General features: G+C 58.7%; 22 protein-coding genes and 1 pseudogene. 15 read left to right on the top strand and 8 right to left on the bottom strand.

Annotation, left to right across the window (positions count from 1 at the left end):
* Nucleotides 1-31: 31 nt before the first annotated feature.
* The 3 genes and pseudogenes from BLW69_RS19375 to BLW69_RS19385 form a co-directional block, all read left to right on the top strand.
* Nucleotides 32-1,174, top strand: a pseudogene (locus BLW69_RS19375) (glycosyltransferase family 1 protein); the annotation flags it as partial.
* A 121-nt stretch (nucleotides 1,175-1,295) separates the two neighbouring features.
* Complete coding sequence (locus BLW69_RS19380) at nucleotides 1,296-4,484, top strand: glycosyltransferase (RefSeq protein WP_244508895.1); 3,189 nt, start codon at nucleotides 1,296-1,298, stop codon at nucleotides 4,482-4,484.
* Nucleotides 4,481-6,718, top strand: a complete 2,238-nt coding sequence (locus BLW69_RS19385) for a glycosyltransferase family 4 protein (protein ID WP_092664308.1) — start codon at nucleotides 4,481-4,483, stop codon at nucleotides 6,716-6,718. Before BLW69_RS19380 ends, BLW69_RS19385 begins: the two co-directional genes overlap by 4 nt.
* Before the next feature lie 85 nt (nucleotides 6,719-6,803).
* On the opposite strand, the gene BLW69_RS19390 is transcribed toward BLW69_RS19385, so the two are convergent.
* A complete protein-coding gene (locus tag BLW69_RS19390) occupies nucleotides 6,804-7,511 on the bottom strand; it encodes a sugar transferase (protein WP_280141296.1) in 708 nt (235 codons plus the stop codon).
* 1,069 nt (nucleotides 7,512-8,580) lie between these two features.
* Here BLW69_RS19390 and BLW69_RS22865 point away from each other — a divergent pair.
* Nucleotides 8,581-8,721: a hypothetical protein gene (locus BLW69_RS22865; RefSeq protein ID WP_156461709.1), complete on the top strand. Its 141-nt coding sequence runs from the start codon at nucleotides 8,581-8,583 to the stop codon at nucleotides 8,719-8,721.
* 14 nt (nucleotides 8,722-8,735) lie between these two features.
* Here BLW69_RS22865 and BLW69_RS19400 read toward each other — a convergent pair whose 3' ends face one another.
* Nucleotides 8,736-9,401 (bottom strand): DUF6030 family protein, encoded by a 666-nt coding sequence (locus BLW69_RS19400; protein ID WP_092664314.1) that lies wholly within the window; start codon nucleotides 9,399-9,401, stop codon nucleotides 8,736-8,738.
* A gap of 900 nt (nucleotides 9,402-10,301) precedes the next feature.
* On the opposite strand from BLW69_RS19400, the gene BLW69_RS19405 reads away from it, so the two are divergent.
* The 6 genes from BLW69_RS19405 to BLW69_RS19430 all read left to right on the top strand — a co-directional run bounded on the left by BLW69_RS19405 (nucleotide 10,302) and on the right by BLW69_RS19430 (nucleotide 14,928).
* Nucleotides 10,302-11,075, top strand: coding sequence for an amino acid ABC transporter substrate-binding protein (locus tag BLW69_RS19405; RefSeq protein ID WP_092664622.1), 774 nt, complete (start codon nucleotides 10,302-10,304; stop codon nucleotides 11,073-11,075).
* 94 nt (nucleotides 11,076-11,169) lie between these two features.
* A complete protein-coding gene (locus BLW69_RS19410; protein WP_062458746.1) occupies nucleotides 11,170-11,850 on the top strand; it encodes an amino acid ABC transporter permease in 681 nt (226 codons plus the stop codon).
* Nucleotides 11,847-12,608, top strand: coding sequence for an amino acid ABC transporter ATP-binding protein (locus BLW69_RS19415; protein WP_092664316.1), 762 nt, complete (start codon nucleotides 11,847-11,849; stop codon nucleotides 12,606-12,608). The genes BLW69_RS19410 and BLW69_RS19415 overlap by 4 nt, the downstream gene beginning before the upstream one ends.
* A gap of 78 nt (nucleotides 12,609-12,686) precedes the next feature.
* Nucleotides 12,687-13,223: a hypothetical protein gene (locus BLW69_RS19420; RefSeq protein WP_092664318.1), complete on the top strand. Its 537-nt coding sequence runs from the start codon at nucleotides 12,687-12,689 to the stop codon at nucleotides 13,221-13,223.
* Between the two features lie 182 nt (nucleotides 13,224-13,405).
* Nucleotides 13,406-14,509, top strand: coding sequence for a PAS domain-containing protein (locus BLW69_RS19425; protein ID WP_092664320.1), 1,104 nt, complete (start codon nucleotides 13,406-13,408; stop codon nucleotides 14,507-14,509).
* An 11-nt stretch (nucleotides 14,510-14,520) separates the two neighbouring features.
* The gene (locus tag BLW69_RS19430; RefSeq protein WP_062458730.1) at nucleotides 14,521-14,928 is read left to right on the top strand and encodes a response regulator; all 408 of its coding nucleotides are present in this window, start codon (nucleotides 14,521-14,523) and stop codon (nucleotides 14,926-14,928) included.
* Between the two features lie 134 nt (nucleotides 14,929-15,062).
* On the opposite strand, the gene BLW69_RS19435 is transcribed toward BLW69_RS19430, so the two are convergent.
* Both BLW69_RS19435 and BLW69_RS19440 read right to left on the bottom strand, forming a co-directional pair.
* Nucleotides 15,063-15,467: a host attachment family protein gene (locus BLW69_RS19435; protein ID WP_062458727.1), complete on the bottom strand. Its 405-nt coding sequence runs from the start codon at nucleotides 15,465-15,467 to the stop codon at nucleotides 15,063-15,065.
* A gap of 199 nt (nucleotides 15,468-15,666) precedes the next feature.
* Nucleotides 15,667-16,002, bottom strand: a complete 336-nt coding sequence (locus tag BLW69_RS19440) for a hypothetical protein (protein ID WP_062458725.1) — start codon at nucleotides 16,000-16,002, stop codon at nucleotides 15,667-15,669.
* 273 nt (nucleotides 16,003-16,275) lie between these two features.
* On the opposite strand from BLW69_RS19440, the gene BLW69_RS23025 reads away from it, so the two are divergent.
* From BLW69_RS23025 to BLW69_RS19455, 3 genes are all read left to right on the top strand, one after another.
* Entirely contained in the window at nucleotides 16,276-16,476 is a 201-nt protein-coding gene (locus BLW69_RS23025; RefSeq protein WP_062576573.1) for a hypothetical protein, read from the top strand.
* A gap of 46 nt (nucleotides 16,477-16,522) precedes the next feature.
* On the top strand, nucleotides 16,523-17,404 hold the full coding sequence (locus tag BLW69_RS19450; protein WP_092664322.1) for an MBL fold metallo-hydrolase: 882 nt from the start codon (nucleotides 16,523-16,525) through the stop codon (nucleotides 17,402-17,404).
* A 144-nt stretch (nucleotides 17,405-17,548) separates the two neighbouring features.
* On the top strand, nucleotides 17,549-17,758 hold the full coding sequence (locus BLW69_RS19455; RefSeq protein ID WP_062458716.1) for a hypothetical protein: 210 nt from the start codon (nucleotides 17,549-17,551) through the stop codon (nucleotides 17,756-17,758).
* Between the two features lie 32 nt (nucleotides 17,759-17,790).
* On the opposite strand, the gene otnC is transcribed toward BLW69_RS19455, so the two are convergent.
* From otnC to BLW69_RS19470, 3 genes are read right to left on the bottom strand one after another with little or no spacing between them, the layout of a single operon-like run.
* Nucleotides 17,791-18,438, bottom strand: coding sequence for a 3-oxo-tetronate 4-phosphate decarboxylase (otnC, locus tag BLW69_RS19460; protein WP_092664324.1), 648 nt, complete (start codon nucleotides 18,436-18,438; stop codon nucleotides 17,791-17,793).
* Nucleotides 18,435-19,697 carry a 3-oxo-tetronate kinase gene (otnK, locus tag BLW69_RS19465; protein ID WP_092664326.1) on the bottom strand — a complete coding sequence of 421 codons (1,263 nt, stop codon included), beginning with the start codon at nucleotides 19,695-19,697 and terminating at the stop codon, nucleotides 18,435-18,437. The genes otnC and otnK overlap by 4 nt, the downstream gene beginning before the upstream one ends.
* Before the next feature lie 33 nt (nucleotides 19,698-19,730).
* On the bottom strand, nucleotides 19,731-20,774 hold the full coding sequence (locus tag BLW69_RS19470; protein ID WP_244508896.1) for a LacI family DNA-binding transcriptional regulator: 1,044 nt from the start codon (nucleotides 20,772-20,774) through the stop codon (nucleotides 19,731-19,733).
* Between the two features lie 123 nt (nucleotides 20,775-20,897).
* Here BLW69_RS19470 and ltnD point away from each other — a divergent pair, with 123 nt between their 5' ends.
* Nucleotides 20,898-21,812 carry an L-threonate dehydrogenase gene (gene ltnD / locus BLW69_RS19475; RefSeq protein ID WP_092664625.1) on the top strand — a complete coding sequence of 305 codons (915 nt, stop codon included), beginning with the start codon at nucleotides 20,898-20,900 and terminating at the stop codon, nucleotides 21,810-21,812.
* 4 nt (nucleotides 21,813-21,816) lie between these two features.
* Nucleotides 21,817-22,584 (top strand): 2-oxo-tetronate isomerase, encoded by a 768-nt coding sequence (otnI, locus tag BLW69_RS19480; RefSeq protein ID WP_092664330.1) that lies wholly within the window; start codon nucleotides 21,817-21,819, stop codon nucleotides 22,582-22,584.
* A gap of 41 nt (nucleotides 22,585-22,625) precedes the next feature.
* On the opposite strand, the gene BLW69_RS19485 is transcribed toward otnI, so the two are convergent.
* A complete protein-coding gene (locus BLW69_RS19485) occupies nucleotides 22,626-23,672 on the bottom strand; it encodes a LysR family transcriptional regulator (RefSeq protein WP_244508897.1) in 1,047 nt (348 codons plus the stop codon).
* Between the last annotated feature and the right edge of the window lie 82 nt (nucleotides 23,673-23,754).

Below are 23,754 nucleotides of genomic sequence, written 5' to 3' on the forward strand. Positions count from 1 at the left end.
TTGTTTGGCGGCATCTGTTTCGAGGTGCTTGATGAACGTTCTGAATTCCTTCCCGCAAACGCCTGATGCCTCCCTGCCTATCGATACGCCGCTCATCTGCTTCTCGCATCTGCGCTGGGACTTTGTCCTGCAGCGTCCGCAGCACCTGATGCAGCGCTTCTCTCAGGATCGTCAGGTCTTTTTTTTCGAGGAATTCATTCCAACCGATCATCATCTTGCCTACCTGGAAATTCACCCATTCGCCGATACGTCTGTCAAGGCGATCCGGCCAAGAGTTCCGCATTGGTGGAGCGAAGCCGAGCGGGATCGGGCGCTTAGCCGCCTGCTCGACGATCTCATCCTGCTTCACGGTGGGCGGCGGCCGATACTCTGGTTCTACACGCCGATGATGTATTCTTTCGCGCAGCATGTGGACGCGGCCGCGGTTGTCTACGACTGCATGGACGAGCTGGCCAACTTCAAGTTTGCGCCGCCTCAGCTGAAGGATATGGAAAACGCGCTGATGGCGCGCGCGGACGCGGTCTTTACCGGAGGGGTGAGCCTCTACGAGGCAAAGCGCGATCTACATGACAACATCCATGCCTTCCCATCCAGTGTCGATTCGCACCATTTCCGCGCAGCACGAAACTCGGTTGCCGATCCAAGCGATCAGGCAAAGATCCCTCACCCACGGTTAGGCTTCTACGGCGTCATCGACGAACGCCTCGATCTCGACCTGATCCGCGCAGCGGCTGCAGCGCGACCGGACTACTCCTTCGTTTTTCTCGGTCCGATCGCCAAGATATCGCCGTCCGATCTGCCGCGCGCGGCCAATATTCATTACCTCGGGCACAAGTCCTATGCCGACCTGCCGTCCTATCTGGCGGGTTGGGATGCGGCGCTCATGCCGTTTGCACTCAATGAGGCAACCCGTTTCATCAGCCCCACCAAGACGCCCGAATATCTGGCGGCAGGGCGACCGGTCGTCAGCACAAAGATTGCAGACGTCGTTCGTACCTACGGTGATACGCCGGGCGTGTTTTTTGCCGACGATGCCGACAGCTTTGTCAGCGGATGCGATGCCGCGCTTGCCCTTGCCCGCGCCGATACGTCCTGGCTCGAAGCGGTTGACAAGATGCTCGCGCGCTCGTCCTGGGATGCCACGTTCAAGAGCATGGCGATGATTGTCGACCAGACGGCTGTCGATCCTCCATTGGCATCTGCGCTGCTCGGCAAAAACGACATTCTGGTGCATTCCGAGCGTGACTAGGATGCCGCGGATAGTCCTTGCGACGGATAGCCTGGACCCATCCGGGATGGGCGAGCATATGGTTGCCTTGGCGCGCGGGCTGTGCGGGCAGGCCGATGTGTTCATTGCGCTGTTGTCGGAAGACCGGGCAGGATTGCTCCCGCGCGCTGCCCGTCTCGGCCTCGGCATCAAACTTGCGGATGACGTCGATGACTTTGCTCAATGGCTGTCCAGCAGCAATGTCGACCTCCTGCATGTCCATGCGGGGATCGGATGGGAGGGGCACGCGCTGGTCGAGGCCGCGAACCGAGCCGGTATCCCGGTCATTCGCACGGAGCATCTTCCTTATCTCCTCACCGACCGCGACCAGCAGGACGAGTATCAGCGACGCACGCGGGATGTCGCCCATCACGTCGTGGTTTCGGAAGCCTCCCGGGACAGTTTTCGCGGGCACATTGCGCCCGACCGACTGACGGTTATCCGCAACGGTATCTTCGTGCCGCAGCAGACGGCAACAGGCGACGCACTTCGTCGGGACCTCGATGTGCGTGACGAGATCGTGCTTGTGACCATTGCCCGGTTGACCGCGCAGAAGGATCACAAGACCCTCCTCGAAGCCATGCCGCAGATTCTGGAGGCGCACCCCTCCTTGTGCCTTCTTCTGGTCGGATCCGGCGAGGAACGCGTGAGGCTCGGGGCTTTGGCGGATGAGCTCGGCATCTCCGACCGCATTCGATTTACCGGACATCGCCCGGATGTCGCCAACATCATCGCTCTCGGCCACCTCTTCGTTCTGCCATCGCTGTTCGAAGGCCTGCCGCTTGCGGTGCTCGAGGCGATGTCGCTCGGCTGCCCGGTCGTTGCAACCCGGATCGGCGGCACCGTCGAGGCGCTCGGGGAGGACCACCCGCTTTTCGCCACACCCGGCAGTTCCGCTTCAATGGCCACTGTCGTCATCGCGGCGCTTTCGGATCGGCAGAGACTTGCGCATGTCGCCGAGGCTGCCCGCGTCCGCTTCGACAATCACTTTTCCGCACATCGCATGGCGAGGGAAACGAGAGCGGTCTACGACCGCTTCCTTTCCCAGCCTGCCAATCTCATGCAAAAGGACCTATCCATGCAGAAGACACGCCTCGCCTTTATCGGCGTTGGAGGTATCGCGCACCGCCATCTCGATGTCATCTCCGGCTTCGACGATGTGGAACTCGTAGGGTTCGCGGATCCGGATATCGGCCGCGCCGATCAGGCCGCAGCGCGCTTCGGAGCGAAATCCTTCGCCCACCACCGCGACATGCTGGACGCTGTCCGCCCTGATGCCGTCTATGTCTGCGTGCCGCCGTTTGCGCACGGGGAACCGGAGCGGGACCTGATCGAGCGCGGCATTCCTTTCTTCGTCGAAAAGCCGGTTTCGCTTGACATCGAGACGGCCGAAGAGATCTCGGCTGCCGTGACGGCGAAGGGTCTCGTGACCGGCGTCGGCTACCACTGGCGCTACCTCGACATCGTCGATGAGGCCCGCAATCTCCTCAAGGACAATCCCGCCCAGCTTCTGTCCGGCTACTGGCTGGATAGCACGCCTCCGCCGCAGTGGTGGTGGAAGCAGGACAAGTCCGGCGGACAGATGGTGGAGCAGGCGACCCATCTTCTCGACCTTGCGCGTTTTCTTGTTGGTGAAGTGACCGAGGTTTACGGACGTGCCGGTCACACGGACAGGCCCGAATTTCCCGGCCTCGACGTGCCCACCGTGACGACGGCCACTCTGACATTCGAAACCGGCGTCGTCGCAAACGTTGCCTCCACCTGCCTTCTCGGCTGGAGCCATCGCGTCGGGCTTCACATCTTCGCAGACCGTCTCGCAATCGAGCTTACCGACCGCGACATCATGGTGGATGTCGGCCGAGGCCGGCCGGTCCGTGGCGCAGACGGCGACCCCGTGTGGCGCGAAGACCGCGACTTCATCGATGCCGTTCGCGGCGGGGAAAACCGGATCCGCTGCCCCTATTCCGAAGCCCTTGCAACGCACCGGCTGGCGCTGGCTGTCGTTGCCTCTGTGCAGGAAGGCAAGCCGGTTTCGATCGCGCCGCCAGAGATGCGGCAGCCCGAGCCTTTGCCTTTGCAATCCCAGCCTCGGCCGGAAGCACCCGCGCCGGGCTTGGCACCGGGCCACCGGATCATCCGCTCGCTCGGCGTCGAGGCCCCCGGGCGGTCCTATTTCTTCGAATACGAGGAAGGCCCTCCCGGAGATGGCCAGGTTCGGCTCGACACGCTCTACACCGGTCTTTCCGCGGGGACCGAACTGACGTTCCTCAAAAACACCAATCCCTATTTCCGCTCGCGCTTTGACGGCGAGCGCGGGGTGTTTATTGAGAACGAACCGGACCTGCACTATCCGGTCCCGTTCCTCGGCTACATGGAAGTCGCCAGGGTCTCAGAGTCGCGCACAGGCGGTTTTGCGCAAGGCGAGGTGGTCGCATCCGCCTACGGCCATAAATCGGGCCACACGGCCAACCCGTTCCACGATCTTCTGGTGCCGCTACCAGCCGACATCGATCCCGTGCTCGGCGTCCTCGTCGCCCAGATGGGACCGATTGCCGCAAACGGCATTCTGCACGCCGATGCCGAAGCCTATGGAGCTCACGTGCCCTTCCTCGGTGCAGGCGTGAAGGATCGCCCGGTTATTGTGATCGGCGCCGGAACAGTGGGGCTGATGACTGCCCTGTTTGCGAAATCCCTGGGTGCGTCCGAAGTTATCGTGACCGACCCATCGGAGTTCCGCCGTCAAAAAGCGGAAGCGATGGGCCTTCAGGCCATGACCGAGGAGCACGCGTGGCAGCATGCCAAGGCCTGCTGGCATGATGGCGCGATGGGACGCGGTGCAGATCTTGTGTTCCAGACACGTGCGTATTCAGGCAGCCTCAACACGGCGCTGAAAGCCCTGCGGCCGCAGGGCACGGTGATCGACCTTGCCTTCTACCAGGGCGGCGCTGATCAGTTGCGGTTGGGCGAAGAGTTCCACCACAACGGCCTCAACATCCGTTGCGCGCAGATCAACCGAGTTCCGCGTGGTCTTGGTGCGCTCTGGAACCGCGGCCGGCTCGCCCGCGCAACGGTCGATCTTCTCCGGACGCATGGCGACATCATCCGCGAGCAGATGATCACCCACGTCATTCCGATGGACGACGCGCCGGCCTTCCTGACGGACCTGATCGAAAACCGTCCGGAATTCCTGCAGGTTGTGTTCAAGGTGGGCGAATGACACCTGAACCTCAGCCTGTACGGATTCTGTTCGTCTTCGCGTGGTTGGTGGTCGGCGGCGAGGAGACCGAAGTGCGGCTCCTCGCGGGAAACCTCGATCCTGATCTCTACCGGATCGACGTCGTTGCCTGCTTCCGCAAGCCCGGAATGCCGGAGCAGACCCACGAGCAGCTGCGGGCGCTCGGGGTCGATGTCGATACGACGCCTTACGATCTGTCCTTCGAAGATACGGTTGGCTATCTCGCCGGCAAGGTTCCTGGATACGACATCGTCGTTTCCAGCCAGAACGTTGCCGACATCTATCCGGCACTCGAACGGCTTCATCTCCGCCCCCCGCTGATCGAGCATGGCGGTCTTGTTTCGGAGGCGGAAGCTGGCCCGAAACACCTCACGAGCCGGTATGTCGGCGTCTGCCGCTCCATCCGCGACGCGGCTGCGTCAAGAATGCCCGGCCGCGAGCAGCACGCGCTCGAGATACCCTCGATGGTCGATCTCTCCGAGTTCAATTCGGCGAACCGCTCGGTCATGCGGTCAAAGCTTGGGTTCCGGGATGAGCAGGTTGTCATCGGCTGGGTCGGTCGGCTGGATCCGAAAAAGAATGTAGAAGACTTCATCCATGCCGCCGCACTGGTCGTCAGAGACAATGCGCATGCGCAGTTCGTTATTGTCGGCGGACCCGATGCTTTCATGCCGGACTATGCCGATCACTTGAAGGATCTCACCCGCCGGCTGGGCTTGGCAGACAGGGTCACGTTTTTAGGCGATCGCAAGGATGTGGCCGAGCTTCTGTCGGCGTTCGACATATTTGTCTGGCTGTCGCGCGGCGAAGGCATGCCGCATGTCATTGCCGAGGCAGGTGCCGCCGCCCTGCCCGTCATCGCAACACCTGACAACGGCGCCCAGCAGCAGATCGACGACCAGGTCTCCGGCCTCTTCGTGCCCTATAACGATCCGGCCGCCGTCGCTGACAAGATCTGCTTACTTGCGGGCGACGAAGGTTTCCGCCGTTCTCTCGGACAAGCGTTGCGGCGCAAGGTCGAGGCGAGCTACTCGATCGAGGCCGTGTTGCCGCAGTGGACACAGCTTTTCAGCGACGTCCTTGCGGAGAAATCGCCGCAGGGGCCGACCGGCATCTTCAAATCGTTTCTGATGGGCGGTTTCGAATGCTCGACGCATCGGCTACGTCCCGCTGACGGCGAAACAACCGGTCGACGCCTGGATATGATTGCGGCAATCGAGCACGATCGCTTTGCGGAGCAGGATTATCGTCAGCTTGCAGGACTTGGAATCCGTACGGTCCGCGATGGTTTTCGCTGGCATCTGATCGAAAAGTCCAGGACCTATGACTGGTCGAGCGTATTGCCGATGATCGAAGCCGCGCAGAAAACCGGCACGCAGGTCATCTGGGACCTCTTACACTACGGATGGCCTGACGATCTCGATATCTGGTCGCCGCAATTTGTCGATCGGTTTGCAGCCTTCGCCGGCGCCTGTGCACGGTTGGTTCGCGACAACACAAGCGAAGTGCCGTTCTATTGCCCCGTCAACGAAATCTCATTCTTCTCTTGGGGCGGCGGAGATGCTGCCTATCTCAACCCGTTCGCGCGTGGTCGAGGATTCGAGCTCAAGGTTCAGCTCGCCCGGGCCGCAATCGCTGCCATGGAGGAAATCCTCTCGGTCGACCCCCGCGCGCGCTTCGTTCACTGCGATCCGGTTATCAATGTCGTGGCGGACCAATCGAGACCTTTCGAGTCCGGCGTTGCCGAAGGTCACAGGCAGTCGCAGTTCCAGGGATGGGACCTCATCGCGGGCCGCATGTGGCCGCAGATCGGTGGTCAGGAGCGGTATCTCGATATCATTGGCGTCAACTACTATTTCAACAACCAATGGATCCATGGCGGGCCGCCGATCGACATCGGTCATCCCAGCTACAAGCCGCTGAGCAGGATCCTTGCCGAAACCTACGCGCGTTATGGCAAGCCGATTTTGATCGCAGAAACCGGCATCGAGGATGAGCGGCGTGGGCCTTGGTACCGTTATGTCTCGGATCAGGCAAAACGTGCCATGCAGTCCGGTGTCCCGTTCGAGGGAATTTGCCTTTACCCGATCGCCAATCATCCTGGATGGGACGACGGACGGGCTTGTCAGAACGGATTGCTAGCAAGCAGCGTTTCTCTCGGTGGGCGAGCGGTCGATGCAGGACTGTCGTCGGCTATTCAAGGCAGCGTTGGTTGAGACCCAACCGCCGAAATATCAAACAAGCGACGGCGGCAGCAGTGTGCCGCCGTTTGCTATTGGATCGGTTCGAAGAACGGTTGGCTTAGAAGCCCTTGCCATTCGTCAGTTCCATCCTGATGGTCTGGAGGATGATGTAGACGTCAAGCCAGATCGAGAAATTGGCAACATAATAGAGATCGCAGGCGATGCGAGCCCGGGCTTTCGAAGCACGATCCGTTGGCCCTCGCAGGCCGCGCATTTGCGCCAGCCCGGTAAGACCAGGCCGCATGCTGTGTCGCTGGTGATAATCCGGAACGAGTTCCTCATAGGTGACGCCGGCCGCAAGCATGCCGACGGCGTGGCATCTCGGACCGACAAGAGACATGTCCCCTTTGAGCACGTTGATGAGTTGCGGCAGTTCGTCGATATTGGATTTGCGAATGAATTGGCCGACCCGTGTAATCCGGGGATCGTTCCGAGTTGTCTGTGCGACGCCAGACACATCTCCCCGGTCGGTAAACATCGATCTGAACTTATAGATTTTAATCTTGCGACCATCCTTCCCCCATCGAATCTGGGAAAACAGCGGTGACCCTCTGCTCTCCGCACGGATGATCACGCATATCAGGACGAACAGGGGAAGAAGCGTAACGAGGGCAATCAGGGATATCAGCATGTCGACTGCGCGCTTGGCCGCAAATTCCCAAGCCGCAGGCTGATAACTATATGTAAGCTTATAATTATCATTCGCCGAACTACCGGCGAGGTACTCACTAGCATCCAGTTGTACCACCAGCTCCACAGCACTCAAGGGAACCATCCAATATACGAGAGTTAATATATGATCGTCTTATCAATACTCCATATCTCGATTCTAAACACGAGTCAGCCCAGAACTTAATAAATGGTTAAATATAAAACAAGCAATATTGCTTTATTATTACATATGAAATTAGATTTGATACGTAGATTCGCAGCAACACGCGTCGAAACCCGCCGGTCCGTTCGAGTGAGCCGTGATATTTTGCGGCGACGACTTGAGAGATCGATCAAGTTATCCGCTGCACAGTTTTAGCTGTCATTGCCGCAATAATTTCGTCGCTTCCCGCACAGTATGCACATACCGAGATGTGCGTTGCTTCCAAGCAAAAATCCCCGGGCGCATGAGCGAAGGTTCGGGGAACGCTGCAAAAAAAGTGAACGGGTATACTTACCAAACGGGTAAGACGATCGGGTACAAGATCGACAACGGCAAGATCTGCCTGCGATTTCCGAACGGACAGAAAGGTTGCGTAAGCGTCGAAAACCGACGGCAAGCGCTCTGAAATGATCACCACAAAAGGTGATCGCTCCGACCTACAATCAGGCTCTTGCCGCAGCACTCCAGGACTAGGTTCACATCACTCGCCAACAGCTACGATCCATTCGGCGTGATGTTATTTGCGTCTTGCGTTTTAATCTGAAAAATATACTAGATATAGACGCAAAGTACGGGTGATTAGAGAGGTTGAAATGGCCGCTTTACACGTAATTTCGGAGTTAACTATTGCGACATTACTCCTCGCAGCTTCGCTCGGGGCGTCGGCATACGCGGCGGACATCATTCAGCGGTCGAGGTATAACGAGACGCAAACGAACACACATCTTGTCCGCTCGAGCTACGTCACAGAGGAATGCGAACTGCTTGAGATCACCTACCGAGAACCGCGCCAGATCGAAATCGTCAGGGTCTGTTACCCGCCGATTTTCTGAGCGCGAAGTTTCTCGGCGAGCGTTTTCATGGTCGATCGGCGGCGCTACAGTTCGCTTCAATTTGACCGATCACACTAACTGTATTCGAACTATTGTGCGGTACATATTCCTCATCTTGTGAGGGAAAAATGTCGCGTCGTTTCAGAAATCTGTCATTTGCTTTCGGTGTCTCCATTGCTCTCTGGGCTGTCATCATCCAGGGCATCAGCCAGATTGCCGAGCACATCGGCACGCCTCACGACACGACTGTCACGGCAAGTATCAAGTAGATACGAAACGCAACTCAGTTTGTGACTTGCTGAGCAGGGGCTTTCGGAAGCGGATACGTTCCAACGAGATTGTATCGACTTTCATCCAGCATTTCCCGCTTATATGAAATGGTTGCCGCCGCAATCTCTCTGCGAAAATCCTGCCCTCGCGCCAAGGCGTCTCCGAGCGAAATGGACAGATACGCATCGAGATCGAGCAAGCGTGCTGCAATTGCGGACGCCTGATAGGCGAGCGCTTTCCGTTCGGACAAAGTTCCGAAGCTTATTTTCAGCCGGAATGTCGCGTTCCCTGCAGCCTCCCTACCCCGGATCTGGACGAATATCGATGACTGACGTCCCAAATCCGCTCCCGTCACGAGATAGCTGCATTCCCATTTGGCGCCACCGTCTTCGCGGGTAAACACAGGCTCCACCTCGGCAAGGGCTGAAAGAGTAGCGCACTGCTCGTCAGCACGTATCGGGGCGCGGCCCTTCAAGAGGCGGGCTTTCTTTGCAAAGACCACCGACACCCCCATGCTTGCCTGCGCGGCGGACTGTGCATTGACAAAGGGCACGCTCAGGTTCGCAACGCTGCTTTGCTGGAAACCCAGCCGCATCAACAAAAGCTTGAGACGCGTGTGATCATTGGACAGGAGAAGGCTTGCGCCGATTGCGCTTGAGAAGGCGGCGAACAGGAGCATGAAGACGACGAGACCTCCCGGCCCCCGATGCCTTCCCCCTTCCGCAAACCGCCTATCGTTGTAATATCTGCTCAAGCCAAGAAAACCTCGTGAGCACTGCGAAAAACAGGAAAGGTACTTAGGAAATAAAAACTGAGAACAATCTGGCGTGCATTAGAATTGCGCGAACCCGACTTTCTTATTTACAGAAATGGCAATATCGATCGTTTTATTATTCTAATATTACGTTGGCACTGACCCGAGCGCATGCGCTAACGGAAAGCATAATATCTCGCTACCGCAGCGCACGCTAGAGGCGTTTTATTATTCAGCTGCTACTAAACGAAGAATGATTCGAGCCTAGACGTGGGCCATCACAGCCTCCGGCCAAAATCCGTTGGCAAGGGCTTTGATACGGTTCGAAGGCTCCAGATGTTCAGACGCCTAGTCCGCCTTATCGTCTGAACTCACCGGCTTGCTGGTTGGCGGCGAAACTCCTCCGCCGTGATCGGCCGACCACGTCTGCGGCGAGCTGTTATGAGGCTTTGAATCGCCCGCGGTTTGCTCCCGCTCCTGGCTATGCTCACCCTGCGTGCTCTTCCGCCTGTGGCTCCTCATTGCCGGTTTCGTCGCGTTTTTCGTCGGTCATGATGTTGCTCCTGTTCGGCGAAACAACAGCTAGAGAACGCAAGGGTTCCGCCCGGGTCTTCCGGGACAACAGATTGCGGCACGATGGCGTCTTGCCGGAAATCCTGCGCAAAGGCTGTGTCGTGGTTGCGTCGGGTCATGCGCGAACAAAAATGAGCAAAATAATCTCATTTGCCTGTTTTATTTGCTCGATCCTCTCCTCCAACAGCACAGGTTTTCCTAGATAACACCGCATCGAAAGGCCATCAGGCCTGATGCCCGAAAGGAATGACCATGAACTGGCTGAAATCCATCGCTGCTGCCGCCCTTCTGCAGGCCGTTGCCATCACCCCATCTGTCGCTGGCGAAAACCTCGACCAGATCAAGGCCGCCGGCGTGATCAAGATCGGGACGGAAGGCACCTATGCGCCCTTCACTTTCCACGACAGCGCCAACAAGCTGACCGGCTTCGATGTCGAGATCGGCGAGGCTGTCGCGAACAAGCTTGGCGTGAAGGCAGAATTCGTCGAAGGCAAGTGGGATGGCCTCATCGCTGGCATCGATGCCAAACGCTATGATGCCGTCATCAATCAGGTCGGCATCACCGAAGCCCGCAAGCAGAAATATGCCTTCTCCGACCCCTATATCGCGTCCAAGGCCGTGCTGATCGTTCGCAGCAATGATGAGGAGATCAAAGGGTTCGAAAGCCTCAAGGGCAAGAAGTCGGCACAGTCGCTGACCAGCAACTTCGGCAAGCTGGCCGAGGCGTCTGGAGCAGAGCTCGTCGGCACCGACGGCTTTGACCAGTCGATCCAGCTGGTTCTGACCCGCCGCGCCGATGCCACGATCAACGACAGTCTCTCCTTCCTCGATTTCAAGAAGAAGCAGCCTCAGGCTCCCGTGAAGATCGTTGCCGAAAAGGCGGATGCGGATTTCTCTGGCATCATCGTTCGCAAGGGCGACGACGAGCTGGTTTCAGCCATCAACAAGGCGCTCGCCGACATCAAGGCGGACGGAACCTACAAGACGATTTCTGACAAGTATTTCGGTCAGGACGTCTCGAAGTAAGAACGGACTGTTCCGTTCTTGAAACTGCGCCATATGTACTGAGATCAGAGCGCTCGGCGACGATCGCCGGGCGTCATATGTTTTGAGGTTCGCCGTGCCGCACTGGCTTCAATTGATGATCGATTCGTTGCCGACACTTCTGTGGGCCGGCGTGAAATTTACGATCCCGCTGACACTCCTTTCCTTTGTGCTGGGCCTATCGCTGGGGCTTGTCACCGCGGTCGCACGGTTGTTCGGGCCGTGGCCGGTTTCAGCAATCGCTCGCTTCTATGTATGGATCATTCGCGGTACGCCACTCCTTGTGCAGCTCTTCGTGATCTTCTACGGCCTGCCGAGTGTGGGAATTCTGCTTGATGCCTTTACGGCGGCCCTGATCGGCTTCACGCTCAATGTCGGTGCCTACACGTCGGAAATCATCCGTGCAGCCATCTCCTCCGTCCCCAAGGGTCAGTGGGAAGCCGCCTATTCCACCGGCATGAACTGGCGCCAGGCGATGCGGCGCACGATCCTGCCGCAGGCAAGCCGGGTATCCGTGCCGCCTCTGTCAAACACGTTCATATCGCTGGTCAAGGATACCTCGCTTGCCGCGGCAATCACCGTGCCCGAACTTTTCCAGTCCGCGCAGCGTATCGTTGCCACGACGTATGAGCCGCTCATCCTCTATATCGAGGCCGCCATCATCTATCTCGCTTTGAGCTCCATCCTGTCTCACCTGCAGTCCCGGCTCGAATTTCGCTTTGCCCGATACGGCGGCATGCTGGAGGCCAACCGATGATCGAACTGTCGCATATCGAAAAGCGTTTCGGCGACGCCGTAATTCTGAAGGATATCTCTCTCAGCTTTCCGGAGGGCAGCGTTTCGGCTCTGGTCGGACCGTCGGGCGGCGGCAAGAGTACCTTGCTCCGCTGCATCAACCTCCTGGAGCAACCGACCGCCGGAAGCGTCCGCATCGGCGCTGAGAGCGTCGACTTTGAACCCGGCCGCAAGGCGCCGTGGCAATCCATTCAGAAAGTGCGCAGCCAGACGGGAATGGTGTTTCAGAACTTCCAGCTTTTCCCACATCGCACGGCCATCGAAAACGTCATGGAAGGGCTGCTTGTCGTCCAGAAATGGTCCCGCGAAAAAGCCAGGGCGCGCGCCCTGGAATTGCTGACGAAAGTCGGCATGGAACACAAGGCCGATGCCTGGCCCGCCAATCTCTCAGGCGGCCAGCAGCAGCGTGTGGCAATTGCGCGGGCGCTCGCGCCCTCGCCGAAGGTTCTTTTGTGCGACGAACCGACTTCGGCGCTTGACCCGGAGCTTTCCGCCGAGGTCGTCGACGTGCTCGGCACCCTTGCCAAAGAGGGCACGACCATGGTGATGGCGACGCACGATCTGCGACTTGCCTCGCAGGTTGCCAATCTCGTTGTCTTTCTCGAGGCGGGGCAGGTCGTCGAGATCGGCAGCGCCGAACAGGTCTTTCGCAACCCTGTCCACGAACGCACACGTCAGTTCGTGTCGTCGATCAACGCCGCGCAGACCTTCTCGGCGTAGCCATTCCGGTGCTGCACGCCACTGCTGAAACCGCGTGCGGCCGTTGTTTGCATATTCAAAGACAGGGGTTGCCGAGCGATGACACAGACACGACCGCCACTCGATCCCCTCACCCAGGCGACGGTCACGATCGCCTGGGTGATCGTATTCAACAAGCCATTCTATCCCGTCTATGTCTGGTATCTCGTCGGCAACGGCGTGGCTGCGTCATGCGCTACCTTGCTTGCTGCCCCCCTGTTTCTCGCGATCCCTTTCATTGCTCGCCAATCACCTTTGATGGCGCGGTTGGCGTTGCCAATCGTCGGCACGCTCGACACGTTGTTCGAGACAAAACTGTTCGGCCATGGTTCGGGGACGGCGCTTTTCTTTGGTGCCTGCTTCATGCTTTCCGCACTGTCCTTTTTTGCCCAGGAGAAGTGGTGGCAGCGCAGCATGGCGGCCTTTGTCTTCGCTGTGTTTCTATTCTCGCAGTATCTTCTCGGTCCTCCATTGCGGGTCTGGAGCGATCCTGACCTTGCCATCCTGCTCAGGCTCAACATGTTCTCGGTCGCATGCCTGATGGCCTTTATCGCCATACGTTATGCCGGTCTTGAGACGAGACGTGAGCGCCAATAACCTTTGGTGATCCCGCGACTGCACAGTGCCTAATCTCCGCAACATCTCGAAACACGGAATTTTCAGGTTTTCCCTAGAGAATGGAGCGGATCGCTGACGACCGTCAATTTTAACAGGATGTCGGAACCTGTCCGCGGTTAAAGCATTATTTTTCGCAACGCTTATGAGGGGCGACGGACTTTATGGCTGTGGAAAAAGATGTTCGCGGCGCACGAGACGCAGGCGACCGGCTAATCGCCGCCCACGCATCCGGAGATCCGTTCGCAGCAGCTTTCAAAGCAACACGCATGCCGATGATCATCACCGATCCACGCCAGGTCGATAACCCGATCATCTTTTCAAATCGAGCGTTCTCGAAGTTAACCGGGTACTCGGCGCAGGAACTTGTTGGGCGCAACTGCCGCCTCTTACAGGGTCCGCAAACTGACCCTGCGGCTGTTGCCAAAATTCGGGAAGCGGTGTCGCAAGAGCGGGATCTTGCGATCGACATTCTCAACTATCGGCGCGACGGCACGACCTTCTGGAATGCTCTGTTCGTCAGCCCGGTTCGAAACGAAAATGGGCAAGTCATCTACTTCTTCGCGTCTCAGTTGGACTTTACCAACATCAAGAGCAAAGAGGCAGAGTTAGCGGCGGCTCGGCATATCGCGGAAGAGGAAGTCGCAAGGCGGACAGCGGACCTGACGGACGCGCTGACAACAAAGACCGCGCTCGTTCACGAAGTCGACCACCGCGTCAAAAACAATCTCCTGACCATCGCCTCTATCGTCAAGCTCCAGGCGCGGATGGCGGAGGACGAGGTGGCAAAGAGGACCCTGTTTTCCGTCCTCAGCCGCGTCGAAGCGCTGAGCACTGTTCACCGTAAGCTTCTGAATGACGATGATGTCGGCCATTTCGATGTTGCAGAGTTCGCAGGCGACCTGATCGTCGATGTGGTCGGTGCGCTTAGACGATCTGACATTGTGATGACAACCGACCTGCACGAAGTCATCGTCCCGGCTGACAAGGCATCACCTCTCGCTCTTATCTTGAACGAGCTGATCGGTGATGTCGTTCGACGCGGCTTGAGCGATGGCGGCGAAATTCACCTGGAAGTGAGACGCCTGAACGGACACTTCTTGGTAAGGGTCGTCGACACGGTCACCCCCGTTGTCTTTGACCAGCGCGAACACGACTTCGGCAGACTGATGCTGGAGACCTGTGCCAGGCAGCTGGGCGCTGAAATCGAACGGAAAACGGATGGCAAGCGCACAGAAGTGAGCGTTACCCTGATGGTCAATGAGTAAGGAACAGAATTTTGCGCGTGATGATCGTGGAAGACGAGGCGCTGCTTGCGCTCGAACTTGAAACTGAGGTCGAGGCTGCGGGTCACGATGTTGTCGGCCAGGCGGCTTCAAGCTCGACCGCATACGAACTTGCTGAAAAGACTGCGCCTGACTTCGCTTTCGTCGACATCCAACTTCTTGATGGCCCGACAGGGATCGACGTCGGAAAATTCCTTGCTTCGAAAAACGTCCCTTACATATTTGTTTCAGGAAATTTGAAGCGGATCCCGGACGATTTTGCAGGCGCGCTCGGCGCAATCGAGAAGCCGTACACGATGAACGGACTGCAGAACGCCTTGGATTATCTGGCGCTACGGGTCGAAGGTGGGGAAGTACCGAGCCCCCCTCCTGGCCTAATCCTGGCCTCCGAGGTCGCCTGACTGTTTAGAAGCGTGGGCGCCGCCCTTTCTAACAGTGTCCATCTATCCGCAGACATCGGATACTGATGGCCTTCACTTCTCGAAAGTAGGGCCCCGCTGCTGCAGGGCCTCCACTTCTGGTGCTGTTGTAGCGATCAGGCTGCAGCCAGCGCCTTTTCGATATCCTGGATCGAATGGCCCGTAAGGTCCTTGTCGAGTTCGCCAATCAGAACGTCAGACAGCGACTTGTGGTAGCTCTTGCGCATTTCACCGAGTGTGCGGGGCGCCGCCACGACAACAAGATTTTTAATCTTTCCATCCAGCACATGCTTGTTCAGCATGTCGGCAATGCCGTTGCTGAAACCGTCTTCGTCCTGCTGGCTGTCATCCGGGTTTGCGGAGCTGCTGGAATGGCGCGCACCGGAAGAGATTTTCGAGCTGTCGATGTCCGTGGCCGGCATCGCTCTCAGCTTGACGTTTGCTGCGTCACCTTCATTCTTGAAAAGGCTGAGCTTTTCGCCATCGGCAACGGCAACGATCGTGTTCTGTGGTAGCTGCATAAGGGTCTCCATAGTCAGCACCGCCTGCTTCCTTCGAGGAACCAGCCGGTGCATGTTTCGAGGCCTACAGTAATCCCGCAGCGGCGGATCGGTTCCGAGCAAACGACGTGGATAGCGCTGAGTTATCTGATCCTTGACACCCGCCGTACCTGACGGAACTGTCGCAAATCCGGCACCAACTGCGACGCGGCTCCGTCGGCTACTGCGCGGTAAAAAACGTCAGAAGCACTTTTCCTTTTTCGCCCAGAAGGCAGACGAAACGATCAGGCTTACCGGTTTCGCCGCCGCGTGCGATATAGGCATCGCCCATGACGACGGTCTTCACCGCGACATTCTCGACCTTGGTATCCGCGGAGCTCACGGCCAGGGTTTCCATGTCGAGCACCAGGTCGGTGATGGCGGACGATTTTTCCTGCAGCGCCAGCAAGCCGGTCGATTGGCATGCCTGGGCTGCCTCGTCGTTGTTCGTCTGCGCGTAGGTTGCTCCGGCGGTGAGGCAAAGAGCGGCAAAGGCGGTCACGGAAAGTCGTTTCATAAGGGCCCCCAAGAGAAGTCGGCATTGACTGCGACCTCGAATGCATTTGACCTCGATTTGTTCCCTTCCACCCTGAGGCTAAGCCGCGCCGATTGTGGCACAACAGGATACGCACGTGGTGGCCTTATCGATTTCCTGCGCCGATCAAGCACTCGGCTGCCGCTCGGTCATGATTAGGCGTTTGAGCGTGTACCTGTTAGACCTTTGCCAACGGATCGACCGTCATGACATCGCGCTGACCGTCGCGTCAGCTTTCAAGAAAGAGAGATCGATATGGGTTGGAAAACGCCAAAGGTCGAATACGTGAACGGTTACAAGATCGTCGAGGTCGATGGGCCATCCTTCAAGGTGTACGAAGGCGATCGCCAGCTGGGCGATGACTTCCCTTATTCCGGCGAGGCTGCGGCTCTCGCGAATTCTCTGCCAAAGCTGGATATGCCGAAACCTAGTCATGGGTTGCCCTCGTTCCGCTGACGGCGGGCCATCGCCTTTTCAAGTGACGCATCGCAAGGGATTGGCGATGAATATTTCGGTTCGGCTCACGACTTACCCTGGCCTCGATGATCGGATTGTCATCGTGAGGGCTGGCGACGAGGTCGATGCCGTCTTCGTGCGGACTGATCGGTTCAATGTCCTCGTCGATACGCTTGGCACCCCATCCCTGTGTCGGGAGGCGCTAGCACTGCTCGACGACCAGATGGGCGACCGGCCTCTGCTGGTCATCAACTCCCACATGGACTGGGACCATTTTTGGGGCAATTCCGGGCTTGACGATCGCATACCGATCATCGCGCACGCCAAGGCGCTGGAGCGGCTAAACGATCCCGCTGCACGAGATAAGCTTGTCGAAAAACAGCGCGACGCACGATTTCGGGATGTCGAGATTGTTGCCCCCAATCTATGCTTCGCTGGCGAGAGCATGATCCTGGATGGCGGCGATCTGGTCCTCGAATTGCTTCACACGCCCGGACATACGCCGGATCATATCGCGGTCTGGATCCCTTCCATCCAAACCTGTCTTGCGGTCGATGCCGTCGAGTGGCCGATCCCCGAGGTCTGGAGCAAGGATCCTCACGATCTCAAGGCGCTTTGCTGCTCGTTGAAAACAATCCGTGATCTTGATGCCCGCCACGTCGTTCTAGCTCACGGCCAGACCTCCGCACCGTCGATCGTCGAAGCGAACCTTGCTTACTTCTCACGACTGCACGACCGCATCGCCGCTCTTGACGGCCCCGCGTTGGCCAATGCTGATCTCGACCAGAAAGACGGCTTGCGCCTGCGGGACTTCCTGAGCCTGCCAGAGGATATGCCGGGCGAAACGGTAGCGTTTTACGAACGCTGCCATCGGTTCAACCTTTATGCGACAGCGGAAGCCCGGAAGGCCGGTGTCGCTTATATCTGAACCGTCCATCCTCCGGCACACGTGTTTGCTCGAACCGGACGGAGCGAGAGCACAATCTTCGTTCCCCTTTGCGAGTATCAGGCTGATCGTCACGGAACTCCTGCTCTTGCTACCTGTTGGATAGGACAGAAAAGGAGCACTGCAATGAGTAAACCGGAAGACGATGCAAAGGGTCAGTACGCCCCGTCCCAGGCCGATCGCAAGGCGACAGGGGTTCACAGCGCAAAGCCGACAGTCGTAACGGGCTCTGAGGACGCGACCGTTCACCGCGATGCCCCGGGAAAGAAATCCGAAAAGGATTTTGATCTCAACTATGATCCCAAGGACATGAACGAAGGCAGTTTCCGCGGCTGAAGCACAGCACGCGGTCACCTACCCAAACAGGATCAGCCGTGGCGCTCCATAAGATCGTCACGCTGCTCCTGCGTCAGTGGCCTGATTTTTTCGCCACGCAGCATCATGAATAGTTTCGCCGTTTCTTCGAGCTCTTCGGTCGCGTATTGCGCCTCGCGCAGCGATTTCCCGGCTATGACCGGCCCGTGATTGGCGAGCAGGACGGCGTGGCTGTCGCGAGCACGCTCCCGCACCGCTTCCGCCAAAGCGGCATCGCCTGGCGGGAAATACGGAGCCATCGGCAGTTTTCCCACCCGCATGACGTAATAGGCCGTCAGTGGAGGAAGAAGATCCTCCGGATTTAGTCCTTCGATGAGGCTGATCGCGACGGCATTCGTCGAGTGAAGGTGAACGACCGCTGACGCCGTGCTGCGTTCGCAATACATGCACTGGTGCAGGAACGCTTCCTTGGTCGGTTTGTCGCCGGAGACATGCACGCCCTCAGCCGAGAATTTCGAAAGGCGCGCCGGATCGAGCGCGCCAAGCGATGCGTTTGTCGGCGTCATCAGCATATCGCCATTCGATAGCCGCGCACTGATGTTGCCGGTCGATCCGAACGTGAAGCACCGGTCGAAAAGCGACTTGCCAACCGTGACGATCTCGTCGCGCAGCTTTGTCTCTTCGGAAAGAAGTGCTGTCATTTCAAAAGCTCCCACGCCTTGAGGAAGAAGTCGGCGGTGCCGAAATTGCCGGATTTGAGTGCAAGCGCCATAGGTGCGCCATCACCCATCGTCAGTGTCCAGGGCACACCCGGGTCGATCTCGCGGCCGATAAACAAGGCGGACGGCGCCAGTGCTCCAACGACGGCGCCTGACGTTTCTCCGCCGGCAACGATCAGCCTCCGAACCCCGTTTTCGCGCAGTCCGATGGCGGTTTTTGCGAGGAACTGCTCGACGATCTCGCCAGCCTTTTCCTGTCCAAGGCTCTCTTGAGCTGCCAGAACATCCTTCGGATCAGCGCTCGAGTAGATCAGTGGAACGCCTTCCTGCGCCAGAGCCCATCTGATCACTTCGTCAACGTCCATACGCCCTTGTGCGATATCGACCGGATCGAGCTTGAGCGTTGACATGCCGGCCTCGATAGCGGCCTTGATCTGGCCCCGTGTCGCCTCTGAACAGGAACCGGCAAGAATGGCGGCCCTCCCGTCCGGCGCCTGAAACTGTCCTGCCGTGATGTCTCGTTGCAAAAGCTTCGCGCGCCGAAAGTTCTCGGGCAGACCGATTGCGATGCCGGAACCGCCGGTGATCAGCGGGAACTCTGCGACTGCCTCACCGATCACGCGCAGATCCTGGTCGGTAATCGCGTCGACGACCACGACGCCGTCACCACGCCGACGCGCCTCGTCGAATGCCGCACGAACGCTCTCGGCACCCTTTGCGACGTTCTCATGTGAGACAAGGCCGACCTGAAGTTTGGATTGTGCCGCCATCAGACGCACCAGCGAAGAATCCGTCATCGGCGTCAGGGGGTGATGGCGCATGGGGCTATCCGACAGCAGTTGATCTGCCACGAAGAGATGACCCTTGTAGATCGTCCGGCGGTTGGCAGGGAAAGCAGGGCAAACGATCGTCAGATCCGTCCCAAGCTCGCGTGCGAGCGCATCGGTAACCGGCCCGATATTGCCCTTCGGCGTCGAATCGAAGGTCGAGCAGTATTTGAAGATGATCTGGCGGGCACCGGCCGTCTTCAGCCAACGCAGTGCCTCGAGCGACATCGCGACCGCCACGTCAGCGGGATTGGTACGGGATTTCAGGGCGACGACGACCGCGTCGACATCGCTCAGATCGAAATCGGCGGGCGGAACGCCCACCGTCTGGATCGTGCGCATGCCCTCCCTCGACAGCATCAGGGCAAGGTCCGTTGCGCCGGTCAGATCATCGGCGATTGCGCCAAGCAGCATATCATTCTCCCGTCTTGAGGATGGGCTCCGCCTTCAGGCGGTTGCCCCCTCTATAATTGAAAATCCCGTGTCAATGATCCGTGCCTCCTGTGGACGCTGAGGCGTCTCCAGCAAGGCTTCGATTGCCGTCTTGCCGATGGCAAAGCGATTGGAAAGCACCGTCGTCAGCGGCTTTGGCAGAACCTGTCCGATCTCGAGCCCGTTGAAGCCCATCAGCGCGAGACCGTCCGGCACCGGCATTCCGGCCGCCATGCAGTGCATGAAACCGCCCACCGCCATGTCGTCGTTGGAAAACGCCGCCGCATCGATGGCGGCACCGTCGGCAAGAAGACTGGCCAGAGCTCGACGTCCTTCGAGCGTCGAACTTGGCGCCTCTGTCCGATACTCTGCGACCAGCGACAGGCCCGTCTCAGACAAACCTTCGCAAAGCCCCTCATACCGTAAACGCGCGCGCCGATCCGCAGTCCAGTCATGGCCGACATAGCCGATCCTCGAATAGCCGCGCTGAACGAGATGGCGTGCCATCGCGCGGCCGGCGTCGCGATGCGACAGGCCGACCGCAAGGTCGATGGGCCGGTCATCGATATCCATCAGTTCGGCGATCCGCACCCGGCTGCCTTCAAGCATGCGTCTTGCGGCCGTGGTATGCTCGAAACCTGTGGTGATGATCGCCGCCGGATGCCAGGCCAGAAGCGACGAAATAATATCCTGCTCGGTCTCGAGACTGTAGTCGGTCACACCGATCATCGGGCGATAGGACGTGCCAATCAGCCCGGCATTTATACCCCTGAGCACTTCGGGAAATACGATGTTCGACAACGACGGCAAAATGACGCCGATGATCGGCGAAGACGAGGACGCAAGCGAACCGGCAGCCCTGTTAGGGACATAGCCGAGTGCGTCGATTGCCGCATTGACGCGGAGCCTTGTCTCCGGTGCGATCGGTCCCTTGTTGCGGATCACGCGCGAGACGGTGTTCTCGCTGACTTTTGCCAGCCGAGCGACATGCGCAAGCGTCGGCGTCTCAGCGGCCGAGGGCACGCTATCGTCTGCAATGGACCTCCCATCCCCGTCCAAGTCGTTCTCTCCTCCATTTATCTCAGCGCTAACATATGTCGCTTGAACAGGGCAAGAGGATGTGGTTGAAAACATGTTAGCGCTGAGATTCTGACTACACAGCGCTTCATGGAGGTGCCGCTCATGTCCAGCCCAACCACTATCGCCATCATTGGCCTCGGCTCAATGGGACTAGGCATGGCACGCTCTGTGCTGAGCGCCGGTCACAAGGTTCGCGGCTTCGACGTCAACCGGGACGCGCTCTCGACCCTCGAAAATGAAGGTGGCGTTGCTGCCTCCTCGCCGGGCGATGCTGTTGAAGGCGCTGACATCGCGGTCGTCGTGGTCGTCAATGCGGCACAGACGGAAACAGTCCTTTTCGGCGAGGCCGGGATCGTCAGCGCGATGCATTCCGGCGGCGTCATCGTCTGCTGTGCCACCGTCTCGCCCAGCGACGCCAAATCCTTCGCTGCGCGAACCGAGGCAGCCGGGCTGCTTTATCTCGACGGCCCCATCAGCGGCGGCTCGAAGAAGGCGCATTCGGGAGAACTGACCTTCATGGCATCGGGCTCGCCTGAAGCATTCAAGGCGGCGCGGCCGGCGCTCGATGCGATGGCGGCCACCGTCTACGAGCTTGGCGACCAGCCGGGTGTCGGCTCCTCCTTCAAGATCGTCAATCAGTTGCTGGCAGGTGTCCATATAGCGGCCGCCTGCGAAGCGATCACATTCGCGAAAAGCCTCGATCTCGACATTGCCAGGGTCTTTGACGTCATCACCAAATCGGCTGGCAATAGCTGGATGTTCGAAAACCGCATACCGCATGTGCTCGATGGCGATTACAGCCCTCACAGTGCGGTCTCGATCTTCACCAAGGATCTCGGCATTGTCTCCGACATAGGCCGCCAGCAGAAGTTTCCGCTTCCGATCACCGCGGCCGCATTGCAACTCTTCATCATGACCGAGGCCGCCGGGATGGGTCGCGATGACGACAGTTCGGTTGCGCGGCTGCTCGCCCAGATCACCGGGCTTCACCTGCCCGGCATGCCAGAGAAAGAATAGGCCCATGCCGAAGTTTGCCGCAAACCTGTCGATGATGTTCAACGAGCGACCGTTCCTGGAGCGGTTCGCGGCTGCGGCCACGGCTGGCTTTAGCGCCGTCGAGTATCTCTTCCCTTACGACTATCCAGCCGAGGTCGTCGCCGAGAAGCTTCGTGATGCCGGGCTAAACCAGGCCCTGTTCAACATGCCACCCGGGAATTGGACAGGCGGCGATCGGGGTCTTGCGAGCCTTTCCGACCGGCGCGAGGAGTTCGAGTCGTCGCTGGTCAAGGCAATTGCCTATGGCAAGGCGCTCGGAACGCCGCTTCTTCACATGATGGCCGGGATCGCGCCAGCGGATGATCCCACCGCTGCTTCCTGCTATGTGGACAATCTGAAAAAGGCGGCCGATGCAACGGCCGAAGCCGGTATCGGTCTCGTCATCGAGCCGATCAACAAACGCGATATGCCGGGTTATTTTCTCAACGACTTCAATCGCGCATTCGATCTCGTCGCCGATCTCGATCGCTCCAATGTCAGTCTTCAGTTCGACATCTATCACCGCCAGATCATGCATGGAGATGTCATCACAGCCTTGAGGCAGATGGCGCCGCGCATCGGGCATATCCAGATTGCGGCGGTTCCTACCCGGCATGAACCCATGACAGGCGAACTCAACGACCGCATCATCTTCGAAGAGATCGACGCCCTCGGCTATCAGGGTTATGTCGGCTGCGAATACCGGCCTGCGGGAGTAACCGAGGACGGACTGGGCTGGATGAGTTCGATCTGAACTAGGCTCACCCCTTCACCGAGGTATGCGTCCGGCTTGCGTCATCCGTCGCTCGCCAGTTCCGCCCTGATCCGTCGCTGTTCTTGCAGCGCCGTCTGGAGTTGCGTCAAGAACGCCTCGACGCCGGGCGTCATCGGCCGATCTCGACGCGTGACGATCCCGTATGATCCCATCACCGCAGGCAGCGTGACCGGGATCTCGACCAGCAGGTTATGGCGGATGTAGAAGTCCGATACGTCGCCCGGCATCACGGCCAGCATGTCGCTCTCGTGCATCAGCGCTACCATCGTCATCATTGACGATGTTTCGACGATGTTTTGGGGACCGGACAGGCGCATTTCGGCAAAGACGGGCGCCAGAACCTTTCGCATCGGGCTTCCGGCCGGCAGAAGCGTCCAGGGCCATTCGCCGAGCTCGCGCACCGTGACGGACGACCTGCTCGCGAGCGGATGGTCCCGCCGGCCGACGACTTTCAGCGGTTCGTCGATGAGATCGACGTAATCGAAGTCGTTGCGATCGCCGAGCACGATCGGTCGTGCCAGCAGCACATCGAGGTGACCGTTCAACAGGGAGCCAACGAGCGCATCGCTTGTCCCAGCATCGATCGAGACCTGCAGGCCGGGATGCTCGCGCTTGAGCGCAGCGACAGCCTTTGCCAGCAGAAACGGAACGGCGCTGATGACAGCCCCGATCCGCAACGTGCCGGATGCGCCCGACGACAGCGAATCGAGATCCTCCCTCGTCCGGACGATTTCCATCTGCATGAGCCGCGCATGTCTGATCATCACCTCGCCATAGGGCGTTGCGCGCATGCCCCTGGAACTGCGCTCGAACAGCGGATGGCCGACGGCCGCTTCCAGATCCTGAATCAGTTTCGTCGCCGTCGGCTGCGTCATGTTGAGAGCCGACGCGGCTTTTCGCAGGCTCGCGACCTTTCCAAGCTCGATGAGAAGCAGGAGTTGCGTGCTTTTCAGATGGCGCAGGAGCGACAGCCCGCGGTCGAAACGCTCTGATGTCATTGGCGCAATCCATTTCAGACGGCAGATGCCGTGATCGGAAAAGTCGATCACATGATCTGTATATTTCATTATTTCGGCATAGCCAGTCAACTATATTCCCGGGATGCACGGTGGAGAGGAACGCCGATCAAGGAGGTCGGTGACAACCGGG

The organism is Rhizobium sp. NFR12 (assembly GCF_900108545.1).
Lineage (GTDB): Bacteria > Pseudomonadota > Alphaproteobacteria > Rhizobiales > Rhizobiaceae > Neorhizobium > Neorhizobium soli.